The organism is Marinobacterium mangrovicola (assembly GCF_004339595.1).
Taxonomy (GTDB): Bacteria; Pseudomonadota; Gammaproteobacteria; order Pseudomonadales; family Balneatricaceae; genus Marinobacterium_D; species Marinobacterium_D mangrovicola.
The window spans coordinates 102452-122034 of record NZ_SMFU01000012.1; the positions used below are offsets into that span (position 1 = coordinate 102452).

The window sequence follows — 19583 nt, forward strand, 5'->3', positions numbered from 1 at the left end:
CAAATAACTCAAAAAGTGAGATTCAACTCATGAACAGCAAGACTTCTCCGGCTGTGGACGCGGGCACCCGCGTCCCGGCCGACGGGGTCGCTCCCTGGGATGTGGAAATCACCCAGGGGCAGATCCTCTACGCTTCCTTGACCTGTTTTATCGCCTGGGTAGCCTCGGTTTACGACTACACCCTGTTTGGCACCCTGCTGCCGGTTATCGCTGAAGACTTCGGCTGGACCACAGCCCAGGCCACGGCGGTCAACACCTGGGCCACCATCGGCGTGTTCGCCATCTCGCTCATCGTCGGTACCATCCTGGATCGACTGGGACGTAAAAAAGCGCTGATCCTTCTGGTGATCGGCGGCGCGATCAGCTCCGGTCTGTCAGGCCTGGCTGCCGGTGTTGCCTCCATGGTGATCATCCGCTCCTTCTCCGGCTTCGCCGTCTCCGAAGAGGTGGTGAACTCCGTTTACCTGAACGAAATCTACAAAAAGGCCAAAAACCGCGGCCTGATGTTCAGCCTGGTACAGAGTGGCTGGCCGGTGGGCGCACTGCTGGCGGCGTTCATGGTCTCCTGGCTGCTGCCGACCGTGGGCTGGCGTGGCAGCTTCTTCATCGCGGCGGCTGCATCGATCATCGTTATCGTGATGGCGCTGAAACTGCCGGAATCACCGGTGTTCGCCGCCATGAAAGAGGTAGAGCGCCGCCGCAAGGCCGGCGATATGCAGGGCGCGCAGCAACTGGCCGCCCAGCACGACATTGAAGTCGACCACGGCCACGACCTGGGCCTTAAGGGCGTCTTCACCCCGGAACTGCGCAAGCACACCATCTCACTGTCACTGGTGTGGCTGCTGAGCTGGATGGCGATCCAGGTATTTGCAGTACTCGGCACCACCGTACTGGTGGAAGCCAAGTCGGTGAGCTTCGAGAATTCCCTGCAGGTACTGATCCTGGCCAACGCGGTCGGCTTTGTCGGCTACCTGTTCCATGGCTGGCTGGGTGACCGTATCGGTCGTCGTGCCACCGTACTGATCGGCTTCGTACTCGGCGGTATCGCCAGCCTGGCAATGCTGGTTGGCCCAAGCTCAGACAGCTTCGTCTACGCCATGTACGCGCTGACCCTGTTCTTCCTGCTCGGCCCCTTTGCCGCGATGCTGTTCTACATGGGCGAATCCTTCCCGCCGCAGGTACGCGGCATGGGCGCCAACGTAGCCCACGTTATGGCACCGATCGGCGCGATCATCGGTTCAGCCCTGGTTTCCGTGCTGCTGACCCTGGGTCTGCCCATGGGTACAACCGCCATCATCGCCGGCTCCTTGCCGCTAGTGATCAGCGGCCTGCTGATGTTCGGTACCCGCCGGGTTGACCACTCCGCCAACTAATGAGCATTAAGGAATCAGATTGTGGATAGTTTAAAACGAGACGATGGCCTTGCCGGCAAGGTCGCCATTATTTCCGGTGCCGCCAGCGGCATCGGCCAGGCCCTGGCACTCAGTTATGCACAGGCGGGCGTTAAGGTCGTAGCCGGTTATTTTCCCGGCGACCCGCACGACATCCAGCAGACTGTGGATAAAGTTATTGCCGCCGGCGGCCAGTGCATTCCGGTAGCCCTGGATGTACGCAGCCAGCAACAGTGCGACGAGCTAGCCAGCACCGCGGTGCAGGAGTTCGGCAGGCTGGATATCGTTGTTGCCGCGGCCGGCATCCTGCGCCAGGCATCCATTGGCGAGATGAGCGATAACGAGTGGGACGACATGCTGTCGGTGGACCTGTCCGGTGTCATGCGCCTGTTCCGCTCCGGCTCCAGGCAGATCGAAGAGGGCGGCTCAATGATCGCTATCTCATCGATTGCGGGCGGCGTCTACGGTTGGGACCACCACGCTCACTACGCCGCGTCAAAGAGCGGCGTGCTTGGCCTGGTACGTTCGCTGGCCGTTGAACTGGCGGAGCGCAGGGTTCGCGTCAACACTATCATTCCGGGGCTGATCGAGACTCCCCAGTCGCTGGATCCGGTCAACTCCCTGGGTAGCGATGGCCTCAAAGCCGCTGGCGCCTATATCCCGCTGGGCCGCGTTGGACGCGCCGACGAGGTGGCCAAGGTTGTGCGCTTCCTCAGCGGCGACGATTCCAGCTATATCACCGGGCAGGAACTGATTGTCGATGGCGGCCTGACCGTACGCTGGCCGGGTTGATACAGAGGTAGATAAAGAGGGAGCTTCGGCTCCCTGCTTTTGGAGACTTGCATGAACAAACTAGACAACAAAGTCGCGCTGATCATCGGCGCCGCCAGCGGCATCGGCCAGGCGATCGCGAAACTGTACCAGTCTGAAGGGGCAACTCTGGCCCTGGCCGATCTTAACCAGGATGCCTGCGCCAGCATTTGCACAGCTGAGGATTCGGCTTATCGCGTCGACGTCAGCTCCGCCGAGTCGGTGCAGGCGCTGGTAAACGCAGTGGTCGAGCGCCACGGTCGTATCGATATTCTGGTCAACAGCGCCGGCATCCTGAACGAATGCCCGATCACCGAGATGTCTCCGGATATCTTCGATCAGATGATCGCCGTTAACCTGCGTGGCGTCTTCCTGGCGTGTCACTACGTGGCGCCGCTGATGGTTGAGCAGCGCTCGGGCCGCATCATCAATATCGCTTCCCAGCTGGCCCACAAGGGCGCCATCGGCATGTCCCACTACAGCGCGGCCAAGGCTGGCATCCTGGGGATGACCAAGTCCATGGCACGGGAACTGGCACCCTACAACGTGCTGACCAACGCCATCGCTCCCGGCCCGATCAGCACCCCGCTGCTGGGCGATGTCAGCAGCGAATGGATCGGTGAAAAAGAGGCAGAACTGCCGCTGGGTCGCTTCGGCAAACCCGAAGAGGTGGCGCCTTCAGCCCTGCTGCTCGCCGCATCCCCGGACGGCGATCTTTACCTCGGGCAGGCGCTCGGCCCCAACAGCGGCGACGTCATGTAACTCTTCGTCTGACTCTTCATGTAAAGCCGCCCCTCCGATACCGGGTCGAAGGCCCGGTATCCTTCCAAAGACGCTGTACACCTAATATCAGCAGCGCACATAATAGTTCGGCACCCCCTCCAAGCCGGCATCCTAGATTGCCTATTTAATGGACTAGAAGAGAGAACCCGTTCTGTCTGCTCTACAACTAAAACCAGATGATCAACAGACGCGCGAACCGATGTACGAGGTCATCCGCAAGGCCCTCAGAGAAGCGATTCTGGACCGCCGTATTCAACCCGGCCTGGTATTGCTCGAAGGACCTATCGCGAAGCTGTTCGACACCAGCCGTGGCCCTGTTCATACCGCCCTGGAAAAACTGTTTGAAGAGGGGCTGATTCAGCGCTTTGACGGCCGCGGGTTTATACCGAAAACCTTTGCCAGCGATGTTGAGCCGGTCAGAGCCAAGCTGACGTTTGAAAACCTGGGTATCACCAAGGTCGCTGCGCAGCCGGTGGAAAGCAGGCCCGCCGCCGATCGCATTTTTGATGATGTGGAGGAAGCCGTGGCCATGTCCATCGCCTTCGGCCACTTCAAAATCAACGAGATCGCCCTGAGTGAGTACTACGGCGTCAGCCGCACCGTCGCGCGCGAGGTGCTGGGACGCCTGAAAAGCCGGCAACTGGTGGAGAAAACCAAGCAGTCGCCCTGGCTGGCCGGGCCTCTGACCGCAAGGGCCGTGGCCGATGACTTCGAGATTAGAGCGCTACTGGAGCCGGCGTTGTTGATCGATTCAGCGCCGCAGCTGGATCCGGACAAGGTGTTCGCCATGCAACGCCGCCTGGCGCACCTGATTCTACACCCGGAAGAACAAACCGCATCTGCGGTCGCCAAAATAGAATCGGAGCTGCATTCAGAATGGCTGAGCTTCGCTCATAACAAGAAAGCGCTGAAGATGATCGCCCAAAGCCAGCTGCCGCTGATGGTGAACCGCATCTTTTTCAGCACCCTGGGCATTCCGCCCGGGGACCCGGTTTTCATGGAAAACAAACTGGTGGTCGATCACATCGCCCAGGGCGCTTACGAAGCCGCCGCCGCGAGCCTCAAGGCCCACCTGAAACATGCCGCAGAGCGCACCCGAAAGCGCCTGAAAGTGCTTTCGGTGTTCCCGGAGCCGCAATTACCGCCCTATCTGGTCCGGGTCACCTGATACACGCCCCCAAAACGCTGAAGACCGTTCAGGCTTCAGCGTTAATCGAGTCTAATCTCTCTATCCAGCCGCACCCAATCACTGCCCATAACAGATCGCATCAGTCAGATGAACGGATCAACAACCGATCCAGCAGCCAGTAGGGCAGGATACGTCGCATCAATCCCATGAAATGGGTCGGGAAGGTGACGTAGTAACGCGCCTTGGGGCGACGGCTTTCAATGGCGTGCAGAAGGGGCTTGAGCACCGCTTCTGAAGTCAGGGTGAACGCGGGTTCTTTGCCAGGCTCCTGGTTAGCCAGCCGAGCGACAACCGCTTCATAGGTCTGCCGGTGAGCGCTGGCCTCGACATCGATATTTTCGTTGAACTTGGCAAAGGCGTTTTTGCGGAAAGCGCTCTCGATCGGGCCCGGCTCAATCAGGCTGACGGCGATGCCGCTGCCCTCAAGCTCCAGCCTCAGGGTGTCCGTCAGGCCTTCAAGCGCGAATTTGGAGCAGTTGTAGGCGCCACGATACTTCAACGCCACCATCCCCAGCACCGACGAGTTCATCACGATGCGGCCATGCCTCTGACGCCGCATCACCGGCAGTACCCGGTTGGTCAACTCAAGCGTCCCCAGCAGATTGGTTTCCAGCTGGGCGCGCATCACATCGCGGGTAAGGTCTTCGACGGCACCGGGCTGACCGTAAGCAGCGTTGTTGAACAGGGCATCCAGGGTGCCTCCGGTCCGCTCCAGTACCTGATCCACTGCACGGTTGATCGAATCGCTGCTGTCCAGATCCAGCTGCAGGCTCTCAAGGTCCAACTCACTGAGAACCTGTACATCCTGTTCCTGCCGGGCAGTGGCAAACACACGGTAGCCAAGCTCCTTAAGACGTAGCGCGCAATGTCGCCCAATACCGCTGGAGCAGCCAGTGACGAGGATCGATTTCATGTTCTTTCCCTGTGGTGATTCTCTGTGAAGCGCTTAAGCAGGCATCAGTCCGCCGCTTGAGCACTCGAAACGGCGGCTTCCAGCTGTTCGATCTTGGCGTTCTGTCGATCAATAAAGCTTTGTTGAGAGTCCAGATTCAGCTTATCTGCTATCCCCTGAAACTGCAGACGGGCGTTTTCCTCTGTCAGGCTCTTTACCTGGAAGTACTGAAAAGCATTCATTCCCAGCGAAAGGGCAACGACCAGGGCGATCACGATCGCCGCATCCAGATGAAGGGTGAACTTTTTCAATGCCATTTCCTTAACGAGCATTTGGGGTAGGGCCGACTCTGCGGCTTAGCAGGCCTTTTATACGCGCTAAGGGAGACTCAGAAAAGCACTGACCGCATCAGTGTCGTATCTGGCAGTCTTGCCAGAATATGCACGCCAGAAATGACATAGAAGCAGAGATTCACTCGGGAAAATTAAAAATTATCCAATATAAACAAAGCGTTAAGAATTAACACCTGAGCTACCAAAGCTGGCATCCAAGTTGCGATACAGAATGCAGGCAGTCAGCCTCAACCCGAGCAGCAAGGAGAAAGACGATGGTTGCTACTCACAATGACGAGAAGTACGAAGAACTCGGACTGATACCCTCAATCCTGATGGTCGTGGTCGGTCTGGTTATCGCTATCATTCCAGCCCTTGTCCAGATCGGGATACTGGCGGCGGGCTAACCTGAAAGACTCCCAAGCAACTGTTTTAGCCCCGGTTCTGTCCGGGGTTTTTTATGCACAAAACACGGAGAGATGGCTGGATAACCCGGCTCATCGGATATGCAGACAGACTAAGCCTGTAAACTAAGCACGGAAAAAGTACGTGAAAAACGGTGTTGAGAGGTTGAGAGGTTGAGAGGTTGAGAGACTGTACTGAGAAGCGGTACTTGAAAAACTACGCGGGAAAACTTTTTTAGGGGAGATCACCATCGGTGAGCACCGATGGTGCAGATGGGGAGACTCGAACTCCCACGCCCGTGAAGGCACTAGCACCTGAAGCTAGCGTGTCTACCAATTCCACCACATCTGCGTCGGTTTGTGCGGCTTTATGTCTCTTACGAGGCAAGCGGCGCCGATCCGCTCTAACTTTTGACACTTTCGAACTTTTGCCGTTCAACACCACTTCGGGGAAGTGGTGCAGATGGGGAGACTCGAACTCCCACGCCCGTGAAGGCACTAGCACCTGAAGCTAGCGTGTCTACCAATTCCACCACATCTGCTTCGAAAGTGGGGCGCATTATATAGAGCGCCCCGGGGGTCCACAACCCCCTTTTGAAATCTTTTTTAAACTCCTGGCAAAAGCGCCTCAGGGCGCCAGGCATTTTTCGAAACGACTAGCCAAATCAAGCAGATAGTCCGGATAGGCGTTCGCGCTCAATTTGAAATCCACGGCCAGAGGGTCTATCTCGGCGATTTTCAACTCCAGGCCATCGGTAATCCGCTCCACCAGGGTGCTGCTGAACTGGGGCTCGGTGAGTACGCAGGCTGTCTGCTTCTGCTCCAGAGTCTCCCGGATCTCCGCTAGGTGGCGCGCTCCCGGGCTGCGACCCGGATCCACGGTAAAGTAACCCTGCTGGTTAAGATTGTAGTGTTCGACAAAGCCGGTATAGGCATCGTGGAACACGAAGAAGCCACGTTCATGCAACGGCTCCAGTGTCGCGCTGATCTGGCGGTCTACAGCATTTACCGACGCCTCGAAGTGCTCGAAGTTGCTGACCAGCTGCGCTTCCTGCTCCGGGTATGCTTCGATCAGACGGGCGAGGATATTCCGCGCCGCCTCCAGACCAGTCATCGGATCCAGCCAGGGGTGCACATCCAGACCGCCATGGTCATGTTCGTGGCCGTGATCATGGGCAGCCTCTTCGTGCTCCTCATGGTGCTCTTCTTCGTGCTCATCAGCATGCCCGGCATGTTCTTCATGGTGCTCATCGTGCTCACCCTCGTCATGATCATGGCCGTGTTCATCGTGATCATGCTCCGCATGGCTATCTTCATCATGGTGCTCATCTTCGTCATGATGCTCATGCCCCGCGTGGCCATCGGCCTCGCCCGACAACAGCGTCACCTGCGACACACCGGACTGATTCAGAGGCTTCTCGAGAAAGCGTTCCAGCTCCGGTCCGACCCAGACCACCAGCCGCGCGTCATCCAGAGAACGCATATCCGAGGGCTTCATGGCATAGTGATGCGGTGAAGCGCCATCCGGCAGCAGCACGCGGGTCTCGGTCACTCCCTGGGTAAGCGCTGCGGCAATCATCCCTAAAGGTTTTATACTGGCGACCACACCCCCGTCTTCTGCGCTGGCAGGAGCGGAAGAGAGCAGCACAGCCGATGCGACAGCGGCACCCAAATTGCGACGCGCATTGGAAAACACTAAATTTTGGATCGAAATCACACTCACCTCTAACGTACAGTAATCGCCATGTTATACTATAACAAACCGAATTTCTGGCGTTGTCAATACGAGACGATATGAACCGCGAAGATCCAGGCTTTGAAGCCAACCACAACCACGATCACTGCATGGAGTCGGCGTTATCCACGGCGAAAGATCTCTGCCGTGAACGCAAACAGCGTCTGACGCCCATCCGTGAACTGGTGCTGAAGCTGATCTGGGAAAACCACCAGCCCATGGGCGCCTACGAGCTGCTACCCGCGCTTGCGGCCGCCGGCTTCAACTCGGCTCCGCCCACGATCTATCGCGCGCTGGAGTTCCTGCAGGAGCAGGGACTGGTGCACCGGATCGCTTCACTGAACGCGTTTATCGGCTGCCCGCATCCAGAGAGCCCGCACCGCAGCGGCTTTCTGATCTGCAGTGGCTGCCAACGGGCAGTGGAGCTGGATACCGCACCGGTACACCGAGCGCTCAGCGAGTCGGCCTCCGAGCTTGGTTTCAAGATCGCCCACGAAACGGTGGAAGTGGTGGGTCTCTGTGCAGACTGCCAAAGCCAGCCCGGGGAGACGGCGGATGCCTAATCGCGACCTCGTCCGCCTCAGCCAGATCAACGTACGCTTTGGCGATGACGAAGTACTGAAAAATATCAGCCTGAATCTGCATGATGACTGCATTACGACGCTGATCGGCCCCAATGGTGCAGGGAAAACCACCCTGGTCCGAATCGTACTCGGCCTGATCAAGCCCACTGACGGCAATATCTGGCGTCGCCCCGATCTGCGCATCGGCTACATGCCGCAGAAGCTCCATATCGATCGCACCCTGCCACTGACCGTCGCTCGCTTTATGCAGACGCCACAGCGCAGTGAAAAAACCGCCGTACAGGAAGCATTGCAGGCGGTAGCCGCGGATCATCTGCTGAATAAATCACTTCACGACCTCTCCGGCGGCGAAACCCAGCGTGTGCTGCTGGCCCGCGCCCTACTGCGCAATCCGACTCTGCTGGTGCTGGATGAGCCGGTCCAGGGCGTCGACCTGAACGGCCAGGTGGAGCTATACAACCTGATCGCGCGGATCCGCCGCGAGCGCAAGCTCGGCGTGCTGATGATCTCCCATGATCTGCACCTGGTGATGGCCTCCACCGACCATGTGGTCTGCCTTAACCATCATGTCTGCTGCTCTGGTCACCCCGAGGCGGTGAGCAACGATCCCTCGTTCCGGGAGCTGTTCGGGCCCTCCCAGGCCAATGCGCTGGCCCTGTACAACCACCATCACGATCACCACCACGATATCCATGGCGATGTGGTCGATGATCAACCCTCTCCCTGCTGTAACGGACACTGAACCATGGCGGATTTTCTTCTACTGGCCCTGGCCGGAGGTATCGGCATAGCCGCTGTGGCGGGGCCTCTGGGCTCTTTTGTGGTCTGGCGGCGAATGGCCTATTTCGGCGATACCCTGGCGCATTCGGCGCTGCTCGGCATCGCCCTGGGCTTTCTGCTCCAGATCAACCTGAACCTGGCCGTGGTGGCCAGCTGTGTGCTGCTGTCGCTGATTCTGGTAGCGCTGCAGCGCCAGCACCTGGTGGCCACCGATACCCTGCTGGGGATCATGGCGCACAGCTCGCTGTCGCTGGGTCTGGTGGCGATTGCACTGCTGGATAACGTGCGTATCGATCTGATGCAGTACCTGTTTGGCGACCTGCTGGCCATCGCACCTTCGGATCTGATCTGGATCTACGGCGGCGGTGCTCTGGTGCTGTTGGTGACCTGGCGACTGTGGAACCAGTTGCTGGCGATTACCATCAACGAGGAGCTGGCTCAGGTCGAGGGCGTGAATACCCTCGGTGTAAAACTGGCCCTGATGCTGCTGATCGCCACCGTCATCGCCGTGGCGATGAAACTGGTGGGCATTCTGCTAATCACCTCTCTGCTGATTATCCCGGCGGCCGCGGCACGACGCATCTCCTCCACCCCTGAGCAGATGGCGGTGTTCGCGTCGCTACTGGGCATGGTTGCTGTGGTCGCTGGCCTCAGCGCTTCCTGGTTCTGGGATACGCCGGCAGGCCCCTCGGTTGTGGTCGCGGCTCTGGCTGAGTTCCTGCTGCTCTACGCCGCGCCACGCGGCTTATCCAGAGCCTAAGCCCGGGTTATGAGATCGATTACATCCTGGCAGTACTGGCCGGAGAAAAAGCTGCATTCGCGGATCTGGGCGCTGGCCTGGCCGATGATGCTTTCCAACATCACCGTGCCGCTACTGGGCCTGGTGGATACCGCCGTGATCGGCCATCTGCCGTCACCGCATTACCTCGGCGCGGTAGCCGTGGGCAGCATGATCTTCACGGTCATCTACTGGACCTTTGGTTTTCTGCGCATGGGTACCACCGGCATGGTGGCCCAGGCGTCGGGCCGCGAGGATGGCACCGCAGTGCGGACGCTGCTGGCCCAGTCGCTGATACTCGCCACGGTGATCGGCAGCCTGATTATCCTGCTGCGCACGCCGGTCACCGACCTGGCGCTACGACTGATGGACCCGGAGGTGGATGTACTGGGCGAAGCCCACGCATACGCCGCCATACGGGCTTTCGGGGCGCCGGCCATGCTATGCAACTATGCGCTGCTGGGCTGGTTTGTGGGCAACCAGAACACCCGGGTTCCGCTAGTCCTGCTCACTGTCAGCAACCTGATCAACATGCTGCTGAACGTGTTTTTCGTCTACGGTCTGGGCATGCACGCCGACGGCGTGGCGCTGGGCAGCGTGATCGCCGAGTGGTCCAGCCTGGCGCTGGGTCTCTGGTTTGTGCGCCGCATGCTGAAGGATATTCCGGGGCAATGGCTGACCGGGCCGCTGAAGCGCCTGCGCGACTACTCAGAGATGTTCCGGGTCAACCGCTACCTGTTCGTGCGCACGGTGATTTTACTGCTGACCCTGGCGTTTTTTACCTCCCAGGGCGCCAAGCAGAGCACCGATATACTCTCCGCCAACGCCGTGCTGCTCAACTTCGTCATGCTGATCTCCAATGCCCTGGACGGCTTTGCCCACGCCACCGAGGCGTTAAGCGGCAAGGTACTGGGCAAGGGAAGACGAGAGGAGTTCTATCGCACCGTGGTCAGCGCCGCTATCTGGTCGCTAGTCAGCGCCATGCTGCTGGTGGTGATCTTCGCCCTCGGCGGTAACCTGATCATCTCGATGCTCACCGGCATCGAAGCGGTGCGCAACGAGGCGGCCATCTATCTGCCCTGGCTGATTGTGCTGCCGTTGATCGGTGTCTGGAGCTTTCTGCTGGACGGGGTGTTTATCGGCACGACTCAGGTGAAGGCGATGCAGAATACCATGCTGTTCTCGGTCTTCTGCGTTTTCGCACCGGTCTGGTGGCTGAGCCAACCGCTGGGAAATCACGGCCTGTGGATGGCGCTGCTGAGTCTGTTTGCTGCCCGCGGCGCCAGCGGTGCCTGGGTTTTCTGGCGTATCAGTCGGCGTGATACCTGGAGAGAGAGGGGCTGATTGTTCAGCCCCTGTTTGATCTCGCGCTTTGGTAACAAAAGCGCTCAGTGATCCCGGCGGTTCAGACCAGAATCGAAGTTGATCACCTGCACCTGATCGCGCTCATCGTCGCTGCTGCCCGGTGCTTTATCGCTGCGCTCGCCGCTGACGCGGGTTTCCAGCTCTTCCGGATCCGGGCGTCCGTCCAGACGCAGCGAATCCTCAAAGCCGCATTTCACGCACTCACGGTATTCACGCTCTTCGTCGCGGTACATCCGTACCGAGTCCATCTGCGCACAGCGCGGGCAGACCGCACCGGCAATAAAACGTTTTACTACACTCATCTCTAGCCTCTCCCGTCCCGTCCGCCCGGCATAGCCGGACGAACCGAACCTTGATCTATTGAGCACTGGTTCCTGAAGCTGGGCTCTTGAGACCATTGTACCGCTATTCGATACCGGAATGGCGTAACAGAGCATCCACACTGGGTTCACGGCCGCGGAAAGCAATAAACAGCTCCATCGGCTCGCGGGAGCCGCCCTGCTCAAGAATACTCTCGCGGAATGACTGGCCGGTCTCCGGGTTGAAGATCCCTTCCTCCTCAAACCGTGAGAAAGCATCTGCAGAGAGCACCTCGGCCCACTTGTAGCTGTAGTAGCCTGCGGCATAGCCACCGGCAAAGATATGGCCGAAACCGTGCTGGAAGCGGTTCTCGCGCGGCGGCTGGAATACCGCTACTTCCTGGCGTACGCCATCGAGCACCGCCTGGATATCGGTCTTGCCCGGCTCGTATTCGTGGTGCAGGCGGAAATCAAACAGCGAAAACTCCAGCTGTCGCAGCATCATCATGCCGGACTGGAAGTGTTTCGCCGCCAGCATCTTGTCGAGCATCTCCTGCGGCAGCGGCTCGCCGGTTTCATGATGACCGGAGATCAGGGCGAGCGCCTGGGGCTCCCAGCACCAGTTTTCCAGGAACTGGCTCGGCAGTTCCACCGCATCCCAGGCAACACCGTTGATACCGCTGACATCGGGGCACTCCATGCGGGTCAGCATATGGTGCAGGCCGTGGCCAAACTCGTGGAACAGGGTGGTGACCTCATCGTGGGTCAGCAGCGCAGGCTGGCCCTTGGCAGCCGGTGTGAAGTTACACACCAGGTAAGCCACCGGCAGCTGCAGTGAACCATCCGGCAGGCGGCGACGGATCTGGGCATCGGCCATCCAGGCGCCACCGCGCTTCTTGGCACGGGCGAAAGGATCCAGGTAGCAGTAGGCGATCGCCTCGCCATCTCGGCTCAGGCGGTAAAGACGTGCATCCGGGTGCCAGCTGTCGAACGCTTCGATCTGTTCAAACTCGACGTCGAACAGGCGTCCGGCCACGGCAAACAGGCCATCCAGCACTTTCGGCAACGGGAAGTAGGGGCGCAGCTCCTGCTGGGAGATATCGAAACGCGCCTGTTTCAGCTTCTCGCCGTAGTAGGTCATATCCCAGGCACAGAGCTCATCCAGGCCATCGGTTTCCAGCGCAAAGGCTTTCAGTTCACCCAGCTCACGCTCGGCCATGCCGCGACTCTTGGCAGCAAGGTCCTCGATAAAGCCGATCACCTGCGCCGGAGACTGCGCCATCTTGGTGGCCAGGGAGTAATCCGCGTAGGAATCAAAGCCCAAAAGTTTGGCCAGCTCGACACGCAGATCCATGATTTCGCTCATCACGGCGGAGTTGTCCCACTGGCCAGCGGTGGGCCCCTGATCTGAAGCGCGGGTGCTGTAAGCGCGGTACATCTCTTCGCGCAGGCCGCGGTCTTCGGCGTGGGTCATGATGGCGTAGTAGGGCGGGAAATCCAGGGTGAACACCCAGCCTTCCAGCTCGCGCTCTTCGGCGGCTTCTTTTGCCGCGCTGACGGCGTGTTCCGGCAGTCCTTTCAGCTGCGCCTCGTCGGTCACCTGCTTGTACCAGCCCTGGGTGGCATCAAGCACGTTCTCGGAGAACTTGGTGGTCAGCTCGGACAGGCGCTGCTGCAGCTCGGCATAGCGTTTCTGTTCGGCTTCCGGCAGGGCGATGCCGGAGAGACGGAAATCGCGCAGGGCGTGATCAATAACGGTTTTCTGCGCCTGGCTCAGATCGGCATAGGCGTCACTCTCGGCCAGCGCCTTGTAAGCTTCGTACAGCGCCTGGTTCTGCCCCATCTCGGTGTAGTACTGGGACAGCTTGGGCAGGCAGGCGTTGTAGGCTTCGCGCAGTTCGTCGGAGTTCATCACCGAGTTCAGGTGCGATACCGGAGACCAGGCCTGGCTCAGCTCATCGTTCAGCTGATCCAGCACGCCGATCAGGGAATCCCAGTCCCGCGCCTCTGTATCCTGCGTCAGCTGGGCTATGCGGCTGCGGTTGCGCGCCAGCAGCTCATCGATGGCCGGCTCCACATGCTCAGGAAGAATACGGCTAAAAGGGGGCAACAGGTGCTGTTCAAGCAGGGGATTGGACATAGGTGTAAGTCTCCGGAATCGATATCGTTGCTATACCAGTCGTTAAGATACAATGGAGGGCATTCTGAGCCATTTCAACAGGAGTACCCCATGAAGATTCGCAGTTATCAGGGAATGACCCCAAAGCTGGGTGAACGTGTTCTGGTCGACCCCAGCGCCGTGGTGCTGGGCGATGTGGAGATCGGCGATGACTGTTCGATCTGGCCCCTGGTGGTGATCCGCGGCGATATGCACCGTATCCGCATCGGCAAGTCCACCAGCATCCAGGATGGCTCCGTGCTGCATATCACCCACGCAGGGCCCTATAACCCGGACGGTTTCCCGCTGATCATCGGCGATCATGTCACCGTGGGTCACCAGGCGATGCTGCACGGCTGCACCATCGGCAGCCGCGTGCTGGTGGGCATGGGCGCCACCGTCATGGATGGCGTGGTTGTTGAAGATGAGGTGATCATCGGCGCCGGTTCCCTGGTACCGCCGGGCAAGCGCCTGGAAAGCGGCTACCTCTACGTAGGCCGTCCGGCCAAGGCGCAGCGCGAGCTGACCCAGAAAGAGCGCGAGTTCTTCACCTACACCGCCAACAACTACGTGAAACTGAAAGACAAGCACCTGCAGGAAGAGTGGGCACACACCGACTGAGCTTTCTGCGCGCCCCGCGCCAATATCCTTCGGCGCGGGGCCACCTCCAATCTACCTCCAATCTGCGTGGATTGATGGTAGCAGCGCGTCCTGCCGCGATTAACCAGCTTGAGCGGATCCAACTCCGTGCCGGATTCAATCGGCGCGAGGTTGCTATGCCCTTTGGGTGCGCACCTCCTACGACAGCTACCCACATCAGGTACGAAAGCTTCTTCACCCAAGTCACAAATAATCCCTGCTTTTAATAAACCACTGCGCAGCATCACTCCTCAGCCTAAAACCCCGCTCTTTTCAGGGTAAATTTAATTAGGCGTATTGCTATTGATAACAGTTTTCATTTAGATTGCATCAATACTGCGTAAACAATAGTAAAAGACAGTTTAAAAGGAGTTTTGCCAGGATGAACTTTCGACGCGCTCTGGGAGCCGGCCTGATCGGTGCCGCTCTGTTCGCCCCGCTGCCACTGACCACTGCTGTACAGGCGGCTACACCTTCCCAGGAGGCCGTGGTTGACCACTATGCAGATATCGCGCTGGCGATTTTCGAAGATTCCCTGACCACCGCCAAGACGCTGCAGAGCGCCGTCGATGCGCTGATTGCGAATCCCTCTGAAGAAACGCTTCAGGCTGCACGCGAAGCCTGGATCGCAGCCCGTGTGCCGTACCAGCAGTCCGAGGCGTACCGTTTCGGTAACGCCGTCGTTGATGACTGGGAAGGCAAGGTTAACGCCTGGCCGCTGGATGAAGGTCTGATCGACTACGTCAGCACCGACAGCTACGGCACCGAGTCTTACGAAAACCCCTTCTATACCGCCAACGTGATCGCCAATCCTTCTCTGGAGATCAGTGGCCAGACCATCGACGCCAGCGAAATCACGCCGGCACTGCTGGAGCAGCTGCACGAGATCGATGATGTCGCCGCCAACGTGGCCAGCGGCTACCACGCCATCGAATTCCTGCTCTGGGGCCAGGATCTGCACGGCACTAATCCCGGCGCGGGCGAGCGTCCCTACACCGACTACGACAGCGCCAACTGCACCGGCGGCAACTGCGAGCGTCGTGCGGATTACCTGAAGGCCGCTACCGATCTGCTGATCTCCGACCTGGAAGAGATGGTTGGCAACTGGAAAGAGGGCGGCGCCGCCCGTACCGATCTTGAGTCCAAGTCCGCAGCTGAAGGCCTGGCGGTTATCACCACCGGCATGGGTAGCCTGGCTTACGGCGAGCTTGGCGGTGAGCGCACTAAGCTTGGCCTAATGCTGCATGACCCGGAAGAGGAGCACGACTGCTTCTCCGACAATACCCACTGGTCGCACTACTACGATGCCAAGGGCATTCAGAACGTCTACCTGGGCAGCTATACCCGTGTCGATGGCACCGAAGTGACCGGCCCCTCCCTGTCTGACCTGGTAGCGGGCGCCGACAGCGACCTGGACAAGTCGATGCGAGAGCACCTGGACAGCACCATGGATCAGGGCCAGGCGATGGTGGACTCCGCCGCAGCCGGCGCACCCTTCGACGTCATGATCGCTCCGGGTAACACCGAAGGCGGCCAGCTGGTGCAGAACTTCGTCGATGCCCTGGTGGCGCAGACCGGCGTGACCGAACAGATCATCGCCAAGCTGGAACTGGGCGATGTTCAGGTTGAAGGCTCTGACAGTCTGGATAACCCGGACGCCGTACTGAGCGAGTAAATCTATGGCGTTTGCAGTATTCAAACGCCGCGCCCTGAGAACCTGCCTGCTGGCGTTACTGCCGGCGGCAGGTTTCTCTGTTTATGCCGCCGATGAAAATCCAACGCTGAGCGGCGGCGACACCACCTTTACCGGTGCCAATCACCGCTCACCCTTTTCCCAGCCCGCCGCCAACCTGACGCTGGAGCGGCGCATGGACTTTGTCCTGGGCGAGGCGATCTTTGAAAAAATCTGGGTACCCTCTCCCTCATCCACCACCGCCAGTGACGGCCTCGGGCCGCTGCATAACGCCCGTTCCTGCAGCCAGTGCCATATCAACGATGGCCGCGGCCACCCGTTGAATGGCGAGAACGATCGCCTGGCCTCTCTGCTGCGACTCAGCGTGCCGGCCAATACGCCGGAGCGTATGCGCGAAGCCGAAATAAACGGCCTGGCCGGTGACCCGGTCTATGGCGGCCAGCTGCAGCCCTTTGCGGTGGCGGGTCTTCCTCCCGAGGGCCGCGTCGATCTGAGCTACGAAACCCATAGTGTCGAGCTTGCCGATGGCACCGAGTTCGAACTTAGAAAGCCCGTGGTACGGGTTATTCAGCCCGGTTATGGCGAGTTCGATCCGGCGCTGCGCAGTTCGTTTCGCATCGCCCCACCGATGATCGGCCTCGGGCTGCTAGAGCAGATCCCCGCCGAGCGGCTGGAGGCGCTGGCCGACCCCGATGATCAGGACGGCGATGGTATTTCCGGTCGTATCAACCGGGTCTATGACCGCACCAGTGATTCCATGCAGATCGGCCGCTTTGGTTGGAAGGCAGGGCAGCCTACGCTGGCGCAGCAGAACGCCAGCGCCCTGAACAACGATATCGGCATCGGCAATCCGATCTATACCGCCGCCAGCGGTGGCTGTACCGAGCGCCAGCCGGCGTGCCTGAACCAGCTGCACGGCAATACGGCGCAGCAGGGCGGCTTTGAAGCCTCACCGGAGATGGTGCGGGTACTGGAGTTTTATACCGCGATGCTGGCAGTACCGGCCGCGCGGGAGCAGTCGCATCCGGAGGTCCGGAAAGGGCGCCGGTTGTTCAACCAGATCGGATGTGCCGGATGCCATACCCCCTCGCACCGCACCGCCGACGGCGTTGATAGCAACACTGAGTTTCCCGAACTGGCCGCACAGACGATCTTTCCCTACACCGATCTTCTGCTGCACGATATGGGGCCTGGACTTGCCGACGAGCACAGTGAGTTCAGTGCCTCTGGCCCAGAGTGGCGCACGCCGCCACTCTGGGGTCTTGGCCTCACCCAAGCGGTGGGTGGCGCCACCTATTATCTGCATGACGGGCGCGCACGCTCCCTGCCGGAAGCGATTCTCTGGCACGGCGGCGAGGCCGAGCGTGCAAAACAACAATTCAGCCAACTTGATAAAGTCGACCGGAGCGCATTGATCCGGTTCCTGGAGTCACTATGAACCGATCAAACCATCCTGGATCAAACTCGCCCCGATCAAAACAGACCGGCCTGATTCCGGTGATTACCGGCGCCGGCGCCATGTTCCTTCTCTCCGGCGTGCTGCATAGCCAGATCGCCACCGCCAATGATGTGGACTGGTCCTCTTACAATCGCGAAACCATCGAACAGGATATCCTGCCGGCCTACGCTCGTTTTGCAGAGCAGACAGAAACGCTGGAAAGCACAGCAGCCGCATTGTGCAGCAGCACCGATGCCGAGCACCTTCAGCAGGCTCAAGACGCCTTTACCGCCGCCCAGAACGCCTGGCAGGGGATCTCTGCCGTCCAGTTCGGCCCTGTACAGTTCCTGATGCGCAACTACAGCATCCAGTACTGGCCTGACCGCAAAAGTATCGGCCGTCGCCAGTTGCAGAACACCCTGCAGATGCCTGCCGATACCACTTTTGACCAGGAGTTCTTCCACCAGGCCAGCGTATCGATCAAGGGATTCCCCGCCCTGGAACATCTGCTGTTCAGTGAAAATGCACTGGAGAAACTCAATCGTGAAGGCGTCGACTGCCGCCTGACCGCTGCTATCGCCAGCAACGTCAACGAGATGGCACAGGGGATCTACAGCGACTGGCAGAGCTCCAGCGAAGAGATGCTCAGCCAGGAGAGCAGCAGCGATGATGACGAAAGCATGAGCGATGTGCCGGAGCTCAGCGTCAACCTGATGAAATCGCTGGTGGAACCGATCGAACTGATCCGTGACACCAAACTGCTGGCAGTGCTCGGTCGCGGCGCTGAAGCCACCTACCCGCATCGCGCCGAGAGCTGGCTGAGCGAGCAGTCACTGGCCAACATCCGCACCAACCTGGATGCGGCCTATGCACTCTACCAGGGTGAATCCGCTGGCCTCGACCAGATGCTGCGCGCTCAGGGGCATGGCGACATCGCGGACCAGATCGAAGCCGACTTTGCCCAGCTGAACAAAGAGCTCGAGCCTTTGGGTGCTTCGCTTGTAGCAGCGCTGGAAACCCACTACGACGAGCTCAAGACACTGACCGTCTCGCTTAGAAAACTGGATGACTCACTCAACAGCGCCATGCAGGTGCTGGGTGTACAGCTGGGGTTCAATAGTCGTGATGGAGACTAATCGCCGTAAACTGCTGCAGCTGCTAGCCAGCGCACCGCTGCTGGCAGCCCTGCCGACCACAGGCTTTGCCGCCAATAGCGCCGGAGATCAGCTGCTGCTCGCCAGCGCCGCCGATGATGCCCAGGGTAACCACTGGCTGATCGCCATGAATGAGATGGGTGAAGAGAGGCTGCGTCACCGGCTGCTCGATCGCGCCCACCATGTGGCAGCGCATCCTGCCCGACCGCTGCTGGCCGTGGTGGCACGCCGCCCCGGTTACTATATCGACCTGGTCGATTCAGATAGCGGTGAACTGGTTCGCCGTATCGAGCCACAAGAGGGGCGTCACTTTTACGGTCACGCGATCTTCACCCCAGACGGCCAGGGCATCCTCGCCACCGAAATGGACGTCGCCAGCGGACAGGGTAGGGTAACGCTCAGATCAGTGGACCAGGCCGGCGCTCCGTCGCGGGATATGAGCAGTGGCGGCATCGGCCCCCATGAACTGCTGCTGTCACCGGATCAGCGCACGATCATCGTCGCCAACGGCGGCATCCTCACCGATGGCCGCGATAAGCTGAATATCGAGACCATGCAGCCGTCGCTGACCTATATCGATCTGGAATCCGGCGAGATCACGGAGCAGCGCTTCCTGGCAGAGCAGGACCATCAGCTCAGCATTCGGCATATGGACGTGAACGCCCGGGGCGAGGTGATTATCGCCTTGCAGTACCAGGGTGATCTGGCCGACGACAAGGCGCTGGTTGCGCTGCACCGCCCTGGCCAGGCGATCAAGCTGCTGCGGGCTCCGGATGCGGTGAACCGGGAGATGGCACAATACTGCGGCAGCGCCCGCTTCGATAGCAGCGGCCGTATCGCCGCCGTCAGTGCTCCCCGCGGAGACCTGATCACCTTCTGGGATATGGAAACGGACAGTTTTCTGACCAGTATGCGTGCCAGCGACGGTTGCGGGTTAGCGGCCACTCCGGAAGCGGGCAGTTTTATCGCCAGCACCGGCCGTGGCCGTTGCTATGCGCTCTACCCGTTGGAGGATTATCGCGAGCCGATGATGCTGCCTCCCGGACTTAGCAGCCTCTCCTGGGATAACCATATGGCGATCAAGACACTGACCAGCTAACGAACGGTTAGCCGGTCAGCTCAGGTTCAACCCTGAATCACCTCCGGATCGACCCAGCCA

The 19583-nt window shown here is 59.6% G+C and carries 19 protein-coding genes and 2 tRNA genes; 14 read left to right on the forward strand and 7 right to left on the reverse strand.

The window, feature by feature from the left end; genetic code table 11:
• Positions 1-29: 29 nt before the first annotated feature.
• The 4 genes from CLV83_RS18965 (at position 30) to CLV83_RS18980 (ending at position 4152) form a co-directional block, all read left to right on the forward strand.
• Positions 30-1373 (forward strand): MFS transporter, encoded by a 1344-nt coding sequence (locus CLV83_RS18965; protein WP_132296313.1) that lies wholly within the window; start codon positions 30-32, stop codon positions 1371-1373.
• A 21-nt stretch (positions 1374-1394) separates the two neighbouring features.
• On the forward strand, positions 1395-2183 hold the full coding sequence (locus tag CLV83_RS18970) for an SDR family NAD(P)-dependent oxidoreductase (protein WP_132296316.1): 789 nt from the start codon (positions 1395-1397) through the stop codon (positions 2181-2183).
• Positions 2184-2234: 51 nt separating this feature from the next.
• Complete coding sequence (locus CLV83_RS18975; protein WP_132296319.1) at positions 2235-2963, forward strand: SDR family NAD(P)-dependent oxidoreductase; 729 nt, start codon at positions 2235-2237, stop codon at positions 2961-2963.
• 220 nt (positions 2964-3183) lie between these two features.
• Positions 3184-4152, forward strand: coding sequence for a GntR family transcriptional regulator (locus CLV83_RS18980; protein ID WP_132296322.1), 969 nt, complete (start codon positions 3184-3186; stop codon positions 4150-4152).
• 100 nt (positions 4153-4252) lie between these two features.
• On the opposite strand, the gene CLV83_RS18985 is transcribed toward CLV83_RS18980, so the two are convergent.
• Both CLV83_RS18985 and CLV83_RS18990 read right to left on the reverse strand, forming a co-directional pair.
• The gene (locus CLV83_RS18985; RefSeq protein WP_132296325.1) at positions 4253-5086 is read right to left on the reverse strand and encodes an SDR family NAD(P)-dependent oxidoreductase; all 834 of its coding nucleotides are present in this window, start codon (positions 5084-5086) and stop codon (positions 4253-4255) included.
• A gap of 44 nt (positions 5087-5130) precedes the next feature.
• Positions 5131-5376 (reverse strand): hypothetical protein, encoded by a 246-nt coding sequence (locus CLV83_RS18990; RefSeq protein ID WP_132296328.1) that lies wholly within the window; start codon positions 5374-5376, stop codon positions 5131-5133.
• 296 nt (positions 5377-5672) lie between these two features.
• Here CLV83_RS18990 and CLV83_RS22885 point away from each other — a divergent pair, with 296 nt between their 5' ends.
• On the forward strand, positions 5673-5804 hold the full coding sequence (locus CLV83_RS22885) for a hypothetical protein (protein WP_279387536.1): 132 nt from the start codon (positions 5673-5675) through the stop codon (positions 5802-5804).
• A gap of 262 nt (positions 5805-6066) precedes the next feature.
• On the opposite strand, the gene CLV83_RS18995 is transcribed toward CLV83_RS22885, so the two are convergent.
• The 3 genes from CLV83_RS18995 to CLV83_RS19005 form a co-directional block, all read right to left on the reverse strand.
• Positions 6067-6153: transfer RNA gene (locus CLV83_RS18995), tRNA-Leu, on the reverse strand.
• A 103-nt stretch (positions 6154-6256) separates the two neighbouring features.
• A tRNA-Leu gene (locus CLV83_RS19000) sits at positions 6257-6343 on the reverse strand.
• A gap of 86 nt (positions 6344-6429) precedes the next feature.
• The gene (locus tag CLV83_RS19005) at positions 6430-7407 is read right to left on the reverse strand and encodes a zinc ABC transporter substrate-binding protein (protein WP_132296331.1); all 978 of its coding nucleotides are present in this window, start codon (positions 7405-7407) and stop codon (positions 6430-6432) included.
• A 188-nt stretch (positions 7408-7595) separates the two neighbouring features.
• On the opposite strand from CLV83_RS19005, the gene CLV83_RS19010 reads away from it, so the two are divergent.
• Genes CLV83_RS19010 through CLV83_RS19025 form a run of 4 tightly spaced genes read left to right on the forward strand, consistent with a single transcriptional unit; the run spans position 7596 to position 11022 of the window.
• Entirely contained in the window at positions 7596-8099 is a 504-nt protein-coding gene (locus CLV83_RS19010; RefSeq protein WP_132296334.1) for a Fur family transcriptional regulator, read from the forward strand.
• A complete protein-coding gene (gene znuC / locus CLV83_RS19015) occupies positions 8092-8862 on the forward strand; it encodes a zinc ABC transporter ATP-binding protein ZnuC (RefSeq protein ID WP_132296337.1) in 771 nt (256 codons plus the stop codon). The genes CLV83_RS19010 and znuC overlap by 8 nt, the downstream gene beginning before the upstream one ends.
• 3 nt (positions 8863-8865) lie before the next feature.
• Positions 8866-9660: a zinc ABC transporter permease subunit ZnuB gene (gene znuB, locus CLV83_RS19020; RefSeq protein ID WP_132296340.1), complete on the forward strand. Its 795-nt coding sequence runs from the start codon at positions 8866-8868 to the stop codon at positions 9658-9660.
• Between the two features lie 9 nt (positions 9661-9669).
• Positions 9670-11022: an MATE family efflux transporter gene (locus CLV83_RS19025; RefSeq protein ID WP_132296343.1), complete on the forward strand. Its 1353-nt coding sequence runs from the start codon at positions 9670-9672 to the stop codon at positions 11020-11022.
• Between the two features lie 44 nt (positions 11023-11066).
• Here CLV83_RS19025 and CLV83_RS19030 read toward each other — a convergent pair whose 3' ends face one another.
• Both CLV83_RS19030 and prlC read right to left on the reverse strand, forming a co-directional pair.
• Complete coding sequence (locus tag CLV83_RS19030) at positions 11067-11345, reverse strand: YheV family putative zinc ribbon protein (protein ID WP_132296346.1); 279 nt, start codon at positions 11343-11345, stop codon at positions 11067-11069.
• 103 nt (positions 11346-11448) lie between these two features.
• Entirely contained in the window at positions 11449-13482 is a 2034-nt protein-coding gene (gene prlC, locus CLV83_RS19035; RefSeq protein WP_132296349.1) for an oligopeptidase A, read from the reverse strand.
• 90 nt (positions 13483-13572) lie between these two features.
• Here prlC and CLV83_RS19040 point away from each other — a divergent pair, with 90 nt between their 5' ends.
• The 5 genes from CLV83_RS19040 (at position 13573) to CLV83_RS19060 (ending at position 19523) form a co-directional block, all read left to right on the forward strand.
• On the forward strand, positions 13573-14121 hold the full coding sequence (locus tag CLV83_RS19040) for a gamma carbonic anhydrase family protein (protein ID WP_132296352.1): 549 nt from the start codon (positions 13573-13575) through the stop codon (positions 14119-14121).
• A 400-nt stretch (positions 14122-14521) separates the two neighbouring features.
• Positions 14522-15814 (forward strand): imelysin family protein, encoded by a 1293-nt coding sequence (locus tag CLV83_RS19045; protein WP_132296355.1) that lies wholly within the window; start codon positions 14522-14524, stop codon positions 15812-15814.
• A 4-nt stretch (positions 15815-15818) separates the two neighbouring features.
• Positions 15819-17270, forward strand: coding sequence for a di-heme oxidoreductase family protein (locus tag CLV83_RS19050; protein WP_132296358.1), 1452 nt, complete (start codon positions 15819-15821; stop codon positions 17268-17270).
• The gene (locus CLV83_RS19055; protein ID WP_132296361.1) at positions 17267-18406 is read left to right on the forward strand and encodes an imelysin family protein; all 1140 of its coding nucleotides are present in this window, start codon (positions 17267-17269) and stop codon (positions 18404-18406) included. Before CLV83_RS19050 ends, CLV83_RS19055 begins: the two co-directional genes overlap by 4 nt.
• Complete coding sequence (locus tag CLV83_RS19060; RefSeq protein ID WP_132296716.1) at positions 18396-19523, forward strand: DUF1513 domain-containing protein; 1128 nt, start codon at positions 18396-18398, stop codon at positions 19521-19523. The genes CLV83_RS19055 and CLV83_RS19060 overlap by 11 nt, the downstream gene beginning before the upstream one ends.
• Positions 19524-19583: the final 60 nt, after the last annotated feature.

What these genes read in the sequence shown, in the direction of transcription:
- CLV83_RS18965 (WP_132296313.1), top strand. Translation starts at nt 30, where the DNA reads ATGAACAGCAAGACTTCTCCGGCTGTGGACGCGGGCACCCGCGTCCCG.
- CLV83_RS18975 (WP_132296319.1), top strand. Translation starts at nt 2,235, where the DNA reads ATGAACAAACTAGACAACAAAGTCGCGCTGATCATCGGCGCCGCCAGC.
- CLV83_RS18980 (WP_132296322.1), top strand. Translation starts at nt 3,184, where the DNA reads ATGTACGAGGTCATCCGCAAGGCCCTCAGAGAAGCGATTCTGGACCGC.
- CLV83_RS18985 (WP_132296325.1), bottom strand. Translation starts at nt 5,086, where the DNA reads ATGAAATCGATCCTCGTCACTGGCTGCTCCAGCGGTATTGGGCGACAT.
- CLV83_RS22885 (WP_279387536.1), top strand. Translation starts at nt 5,673, where the DNA reads ATGGTTGCTACTCACAATGACGAGAAGTACGAAGAACTCGGACTGATA.
- CLV83_RS19010 (WP_132296334.1), top strand. Translation starts at nt 7,596, where the DNA reads ATGAACCGCGAAGATCCAGGCTTTGAAGCCAACCACAACCACGATCAC.
- znuC (WP_132296337.1), top strand. Translation starts at nt 8,092, where the DNA reads ATGCCTAATCGCGACCTCGTCCGCCTCAGCCAGATCAACGTACGCTTT.
- znuB (WP_132296340.1), top strand. Translation starts at nt 8,866, where the DNA reads ATGGCGGATTTTCTTCTACTGGCCCTGGCCGGAGGTATCGGCATAGCC.
- CLV83_RS19025 (WP_132296343.1), top strand. Translation starts at nt 9,670, where the DNA reads ATGAGATCGATTACATCCTGGCAGTACTGGCCGGAGAAAAAGCTGCAT.
- CLV83_RS19030 (WP_132296346.1), bottom strand. Translation starts at nt 11,345, where the DNA reads ATGAGTGTAGTAAAACGTTTTATTGCCGGTGCGGTCTGCCCGCGCTGT.
- prlC (WP_132296349.1), bottom strand. Translation starts at nt 13,482, where the DNA reads ATGTCCAATCCCCTGCTTGAACAGCACCTGTTGCCCCCTTTTAGCCGT.
- CLV83_RS19040 (WP_132296352.1), top strand. Translation starts at nt 13,573, where the DNA reads ATGAAGATTCGCAGTTATCAGGGAATGACCCCAAAGCTGGGTGAACGT.
- CLV83_RS19045 (WP_132296355.1), top strand. Translation starts at nt 14,522, where the DNA reads ATGAACTTTCGACGCGCTCTGGGAGCCGGCCTGATCGGTGCCGCTCTG.
- CLV83_RS19050 (WP_132296358.1), top strand. Translation starts at nt 15,819, where the DNA reads ATGGCGTTTGCAGTATTCAAACGCCGCGCCCTGAGAACCTGCCTGCTG.
- CLV83_RS19055 (WP_132296361.1), top strand. Translation starts at nt 17,267, where the DNA reads ATGAACCGATCAAACCATCCTGGATCAAACTCGCCCCGATCAAAACAG.
- CLV83_RS19060 (WP_132296716.1), top strand. Translation starts at nt 18,396, where the DNA reads ATGGAGACTAATCGCCGTAAACTGCTGCAGCTGCTAGCCAGCGCACCG.